The following is a 6,596-nucleotide window of genomic DNA, read 5'->3' on the forward strand; positions in this document are numbered from 1 at the left end:
GCCGCGGCCCCACGGTGCGGGGCTGGCGCCGGCCTGGCGTGAAACGCCGCTTGCCTCCCGAATGCCGTGCCTTGCCAAGTGGACGGCCCCGAAGGACAGCGGTAGACTGCGTTGCCTCGGTTGATGTGCCCGTCGCTGGTGCTGCCCATGGAGCGTCGACTTGCCGCCGTCCTGATTGCAGACGTCGTCGGCTATGGCCGAAGAAGCCAGATCGACGAAGAGGGCACGCGCGCCCTGTTTCAAGCCGACATGAACGACCTATTTGCGCCACGGATCGCCGTGCATCGGGGACGCCTGATCAAGACCATGGGCGATGGCGCCCTGGTCGAGTTTCCAAGCGTCGTCGAAGCGCTGCAATGCGCCGTGGAAATCCAGGAAGAGAAGGCCGCTTCCACCGCCGCAAATCCTGAGAAGCCTCCGCTCCCGTTCCGCATCGGCGTCAATGTCGGCGACGTCATCGTCGAGGGCGACGACATTCATGGTGACGGCGTCAATATCGCCGATCGCGTGCAGGGTCTGGCGCTGCCCGGCGGCATCGCGCTCTCAGGCGCTGCCTACGACCAGGTCAAGGGAAAGCTGCCGCTCACCTTCGTCTCGCTTGGCGAGCAAAAGGTGAAAAGCCTCGCCGACCCCGTGCGCATCTATCGCGTCTCCCCCGGACCGTCCGAAGCGGGCACACCCGCCAGTCGTTTCAGAGAATATCGCGGCTGGCGCATCCCGGCGATCGCGGCCGCCGGCCTGCTGTTGCTCGCCGCCCTCATGCTTGCAGTTTTCTGGCCGTCCCCGGCGACAATCGGCACCGCTGCGAAGACGCAACCGGCCACCGACGCCCGCCCCTCGCTGGTCGTCCTGCCCTTCGACAATCTGAATGCCAACAGGGACCAGGACTATCTCGCCAACGGCCTCACGGAGGATTTGACGACAGCACTGGCGCGCGTGCCGGGCCTCTTCGTCATCTCGCGCAACACCGCCTTCGCCTATAAGGGCAAGAGCGTGACACCGGCCGAGATCACAAGGGAACTGGGCGTGCGCTATCTTCTCGAAGGCTCGATCCGTCGCGTCGGCGACGACATGCGCATCAATGCGCAGCTGATTGACGGCGCCACGTCCGGCCATGTCTGGGCCGACCGCTTCGACGGCCACTGGCAAGACGTGTTCGCGCTACAGGACAGGGTCATCGGCAGCATTGCCGGCGCCCTCCAGCTGCGGCTGGTGGCAGACGCCGTGCCGGCGCGCGCCGGCGGCACCAGCATGCCTGCCGCCTATGACGCCTACCTCAAGGCGATGGACATCTACAACAGGGACAACACCCCGAAGGAATTCGCCGAGGCCGTGAAGCTCCTGCAGCAAGCCGTCGCCATCGACCCGGATTTCGGCGCCGCCCATGCCCAGCTCGCCTGGGCCTATTGGGATGCCGATACCACCCGCGCCGTGATGATGGGGCTGTCGGTGGACGAGGCCTATGCCAAGGTCGGAGAGACGCTCGCAATTGCGTCGCGCCATCCGTCGTCGGCCTATTACCAGCTGGTCGCCGAACTGAAGGTGCGCGAGCACGCGTCGGACGAGGCCGTCAACGTGCTTCTGAAGGCGGTGGCGCTCGACCCGAGCAACAGCCTCAACCAGCTTTCGCTTGCCCATGCCCTCAACTTCAACGGCAAGCCCAGCGAAGCGCTCGGCTATCTCGATGCGGCGGCGCGCGTCGACCCGAATTCCTGGGTGGACTACCGGCGCTACGAGACGGCGCTGGCAAAATTCACGGAGGGCGACTTCGAGGCAGCGATCGAAACGATCGAGACGATGAACTTCAATTCGCCCGATCCATGGCCGAAGTTCTACGCCCAGCAGATCCTGGTTTCAGCCTATGGGCATCTGGGGCGAACCGACGAGGCCGCCTCGGCACTGGCAAAGCTGAAGACCACGCTTGCCGACCGATACCTGGGGCAACCCAACCAGCTCCTCACCCAGGATTATATGGTCTTCAAGAACACGGAAGACATCGAGCGGCTTCTGGCCGGACTTACCAAGGCGGGTGTCCCCGAACTGCCGGGCTTTGCAAGCGGCGGGCTTGCGCCCGGCGACCGGCTGAGCGGGGCGGAGATCAAAGAACTCCTCTTCGGCAGCCGCATCCGCGGCCGAACGGCCTTTCCAAAATCGGAGCCGATCGAGCAGACGATCGCTTCGGACGGCACGTTGACGCAGACCATCGGCACAAGGTCGCGCCAAGGCACGGCCTGGGTGCAGGGAAACTTCTTCTGCAAGTCCTTCCCCGGAGAGCTTTCAAGCTGCGGCGCCATGTTCCGCAATGCCTTTCGAACGCCCGGCCGCGAGGACATGTACCGCGCCGTGCACTGCTGGCAGCAATACGAGTTCGCGGTTCTGGAGTAGCTGGTTCACGGCTTCACGCACCTGTCACGGTCCACGCGTATTGCGGCGAGCGATCGAGCCTGATTTGGGAGTGTGGGAGCGACGATGCTGATCTGTCTGCACGGAAGCAGCGGTTCGCCAAAAGAGTGGGGATCATTCCCGGAGGCTATCGCGCCCCATATGCGCATCCATCGCCTGAAGGGTGAAATCCCTGACAATGGCGGCCATACCTTCTTCTCGAAACGTCCGGACCGGAGCCTGGATCCGGCCGAAATGGCGGCCCGCGCCGATCAGCTGGCGGTCCGCATCGTAGCCCTTGCATCCGGTTCCCGCGCGCCGCTGCTCCTCGGCTTTTCGAGTGGCGCGACCATCGCCGCCGCCGCCATTCAGCGTCATCCGGCGCTTGCCGCCGGTGCAATCCTGCTCCGCCCCGAACCACCCTTTGCAGCGCCGCCCTTTGCCGATCCCCCGACTCACCGCCTTGAAGGCCTGCCGATCCTGATCCTTGCCGGCGCGCATGACGAACGCCGCGCCCCCGATGCAGCCGACGTGCTTGCCCGCCAGCTTCGCGCCGTCGGTGCCGCAGTCGACCTCTATACGCTCGACATTGGCCATGCCTGGCAACCTGATGGCCTCGACCAGCAGCTTGCCCGCGATTGGATCGCTCGCCTCACAGTCAAGTGACCACGAAGAAACAATGACTTAGCGGGCAATCCTGACTCAAATCAGAACGACCCACATTTACCGAAACAGCCATGTCAGGATCGGCAGAATGAAGGGCGGATAGTTGTGCGCTGTCGGATCGGGTCCGAAAACGGCAATCGCCTCGTCGATCTCCGGCTCCGGGTCGGTGACAATGTGCGCCGCCACTCGCGCGAGCAGCGCTTCAGCCGTTTCCGGATAGCGGTAGACGCGGATGACCGTCACCGCGCGGTCCATGTGCAGCAGGTGATAACCGGGCTCGGCCGTGGCAAGCGCCAGGTCGATGCCGGTCTCCTCCAGCGCCTCGCGGCGGATATTGCCGTCGATGTCGCAGCGGCCGTCGACGATATCCTCGGGCTCGAGCGAACCGGAGGGGCTGTAGACGCGGGCCGGATTGGCCGTGTGCGAGCCCATGCGCACGAGGATCAGCGCCCCGTCGGATGACAGGATCGCCGGCATGGCAAAGAGATGGAACGCGCCGTCTGCCCGCGTCTTGCGCCACCACATGAAGGTCGAATAGGGCACCACATGCCCCTCGCCGCGCACCTGGCCGTCCTCGATCCGCAGCGCCCGCTGCAAGACCATCCGCCCGTCGAAGAGATGCGGGTTGGCCGCGATTTCCAGGGCCCAGTTTTCCTGCGCCCGGCCCACCTCCTGAATGTGAAAAGGATGCGCCGCGCCGTTGACGCGGATGTCGATGTCCGAAATCGGGATGATCACCCCTTCGGCGGGCCAGACCGGAGTATTGCTCTCAAGCGCGCCCATCGTCACACGTCCAGCTCGATCGCCACGGGGCAATGGTCCGATGCCTTCGGCCGGTCCCAGCCGGTGCGCGGATAGCGCTCCACCTCCAGCTCCGGCGGGAAGATCGTGCGGAACGGCTGCCCGCCGCGAATGACCTCGGGCACCTGGTTGGCATTGCGCTTGGCCAGTGCCGGCGACAGCCAGATATAGTCGAGCTGGCAGAGATGCCGCTCGGCCGGCCCACGGCTGTGAAACAGCGTCCAGCGATCGAGCACCGGCCGCCGCTGCATCGGGTTTTCGGCAAAACCATCCTGGCTGAAGATGTCGAGCGCGCTTTCCGTCTCCTGGTGCGGCACGAACTGGTAGCCGTTGCGCCGGTCGCCGAGGATGTTCACCTTCTCCTGGTAGTCGTTCATGTCGCCGCAGATGGCAAACATCTTGTCGTCCGTCTGGCCGCGGCCAAAGCGGCTCTCGATGATGTGACGCACGGCCCTCGCCTCCGCCTGCCGGATCGGCATGGTCGCCTGCCGTCCGTCGAGCCCCTCGCGCGCCGGCCCCATCGACTTGAAGTGCACGACATAGAGCGTCAGCGGCCGCCCGCCGATCCTCAAGTCCAGTTCCAGGCAGTCGCGCTTGAAGATCCGGTCGGCCGGCCGGTTGGTGAGCGCGATCCTGTCGTTGAAGAGGTCGAGGTCCTCATAGGTCAGCCCCGCATGGCTCTTCACCTCCAGGCACTCGATCGGCTGGCCGTCGCGCGTTTCCTCGCGCATCAGCACCGCCACATCGATCCCGCGCGAATCATTGCCCTCGATCAGATACTTCTGGCGGTAGCCGTTGCCGACCATGCGGAAGAGATAGTTGTATTCGAAGGCCTGCAGCGAGGCCATGTTGTCGGCTTCCTGCAGGCAGAGAATATCCGCGTCGCAATCGGCGATCGCCAAGGCCGACATCTGCCGCGTGTCGTCCGTGTGCGCGATGGTGCGCGCCTCCTCCAGCCGCTGGTATTCGGCTTCCGTCTTCACATCGAAGAGCCGCAGCACCCGGTCCTGTTTCAGCTGGTTGCGAAAGCCGGAAAAATCGAAGCGGCTCAAGAGGTTTTCGATATTGAAGGTGGCAAGGCGAAGCGACATTTATCAATTCCGTGGCATGAAATGCCGGGAGCTTAGAGCAAATCCAGGAAAAGTGCGAAGCGGTTTTGCGTTCGGAATTGGGCCAATCCAGAGCATTTCCGACGCGGAGCAAGTCCTCGTTATAATGTTCTCGCAGAAACATTATAACGCCCGGCAATGGCGCTGACAGGCAGCGACAATACCGCACCCGTTCCCGCCCTACTTCGGAAACAGGAAGACGATCGCCGCACGCACGCCAAAGCCTTCCGGGCCGTTGTCCGGCGCGGTCGCCCAGTAGCGGGCGCCGAGCTGCAGGCTCACCGGCTGCTCGCCGAACTTGGTGAGCTTGGCGACGGAGAAATTGATCGGCACGCTCCAGTCGTCGTGCTTCCAGTCATAGGTGCTTTCGGTGTTGAGCGTGAAGGTCCAGGCATCGGGCGTGGTGTAGGAGATGAACGGTTGCAGGAAGGTCGAGCTCACGTCGTCGCGATCGTGGTCGCCGGCAACCGACCAGATGTGGTTGGCAAGCGCGCCATAGGTCCAGTGGCCCTCCTGTTTCAAGAGAACCGCTGTCGGGCCGATGCCCCATTTTTCACCACCGAGCAGGTCGTCCGTCGCCGTCGGCAGCAGGAACGCCGGGCCGGCACCCCAGATCAGGCCACCCGCCGTCGGCTCCTTCGGCGAGAAGAAGAAGCTCTGCAGCGTATCGCCAAGGCCGAACTGGCTACCGCTGTCGCCGGCAATGTCGTTCTGCCAAGTGATGGGCACGATAGTGCGCGAGATCACGTTCCAGTCTTCGTTGAGTTCGATCGGGATCACCGGCTGGATGTTCAGCGTCACCTTGCTGCCATCATCAGGCCCGTAGCCATGGTCATAGTTGAACTGGAAGGGAACGCTGATCAGCGAGGCCACCGGATTGGACAGCTGCTTGGCGAGATCGGCATCCTGCGCGTGGGCCAATGAAGCGAAGGAGAGCGCCCCCGCCACTCCGATCAAGGCGAAACGTGCATGCATCGGCAACTCCCGAATCACGGCCTCTATGCGACTTCAGTACATACGAAGTCACTAAACTGGTCCAGCGGATAGGCCATGGTCAGTGCCGAGCGGATCGTCTGCGCGTTTGCGCCGGGTGCATCGATGACGGCGACGCCCACTTGCATGGCGTTATCGAACGGCAAGCGCCCCCTTACCAATTCCTCTGCCGCCGCCTGCGACATCACTAGAATGTTGTCGCGCATGCCATTTTCATCCGGCACGATCCGCGGTGGAGCGGGGTTGGCATTGGCGTCGAACCCGTCGCGCGTCGGATGAAAATAGCCCCAGGTGCGGCTCTCGATCATCAGCACATAAAAGTCTGGAAGGGCTGCCAGCCTTGACGCCGGCAACACCTGTTCCAGCCGCTGCTGCATCGTGGTCAGAAGCACCGTCGCGTTGTGGCGCGACTGTGTCATGTCGGTTTCAACCCGGAGATCGAGTTCCGGCAACAGCCCGGTCTCGATCGCCTGCCGTGTCGCCACCGCAACCGCGAGCGCCTCCGGATGCTCGACGGCAAACTCGATCGTCAGTGCGCAGATGGTGCACATCGTCCCCTGCCCTTAAAAAGCGCCGCGCGTCTCACCCGACACGCAAATGGTCGCTGTCAAACTCTGTGGTTCGGCCCGGTCGTGGGGGGGGGTG

At 63.8% G+C, this 6,596-nt stretch carries 6 protein-coding genes; 2 read left to right on the top strand and 4 right to left on the bottom strand.

Annotated elements, in window-relative coordinates:
* The first annotated feature begins 147 nt into the window (after window positions 1-147).
* Complete coding sequence (locus VGO04_RS03755; protein ID WP_327494616.1) at window positions 148-2,385, top strand: adenylate/guanylate cyclase domain-containing protein; 2,238 nt, start codon at window positions 148-150, stop codon at window positions 2,383-2,385.
* 84 nt (window positions 2,386-2,469) lie between these two features.
* Window positions 2,470-3,048: an alpha/beta hydrolase gene (locus tag VGO04_RS03760; protein ID WP_327494617.1), complete on the top strand. Its 579-nt coding sequence runs from the start codon at window positions 2,470-2,472 to the stop codon at window positions 3,046-3,048.
* Window positions 3,049-3,105: 57 nt separating this feature from the next.
* On the opposite strand, the gene VGO04_RS03765 is transcribed toward VGO04_RS03760, so the two are convergent.
* From VGO04_RS03765 to VGO04_RS03780, 4 genes are all read right to left on the bottom strand, one after another.
* A complete protein-coding gene (locus tag VGO04_RS03765) occupies window positions 3,106-3,831 on the bottom strand; it encodes an NUDIX hydrolase (RefSeq protein WP_327494618.1) in 726 nt (241 codons plus the stop codon).
* A gap of 2 nt (window positions 3,832-3,833) precedes the next feature.
* Window positions 3,834-4,940 (bottom strand): endonuclease/exonuclease/phosphatase family protein, encoded by a 1,107-nt coding sequence (locus VGO04_RS03770; RefSeq protein WP_327494619.1) that lies wholly within the window; start codon window positions 4,938-4,940, stop codon window positions 3,834-3,836.
* A 198-nt stretch (window positions 4,941-5,138) separates the two neighbouring features.
* Window positions 5,139-5,933: a transporter gene (locus VGO04_RS03775; RefSeq protein ID WP_327494620.1), complete on the bottom strand. Its 795-nt coding sequence runs from the start codon at window positions 5,931-5,933 to the stop codon at window positions 5,139-5,141.
* 23 nt (window positions 5,934-5,956) lie between these two features.
* Window positions 5,957-6,502, bottom strand: a complete 546-nt coding sequence (locus tag VGO04_RS03780; protein ID WP_327494621.1) for a hypothetical protein — start codon at window positions 6,500-6,502, stop codon at window positions 5,957-5,959.
* Between the last annotated feature and the right edge of the window lie 94 nt (window positions 6,503-6,596).

It is taken from the genome of Ensifer sp. (genome assembly GCF_035999185.1).
In the GTDB taxonomy this organism is placed as follows: domain Bacteria; phylum Pseudomonadota; class Alphaproteobacteria; order Rhizobiales; family Rhizobiaceae; genus Ensifer.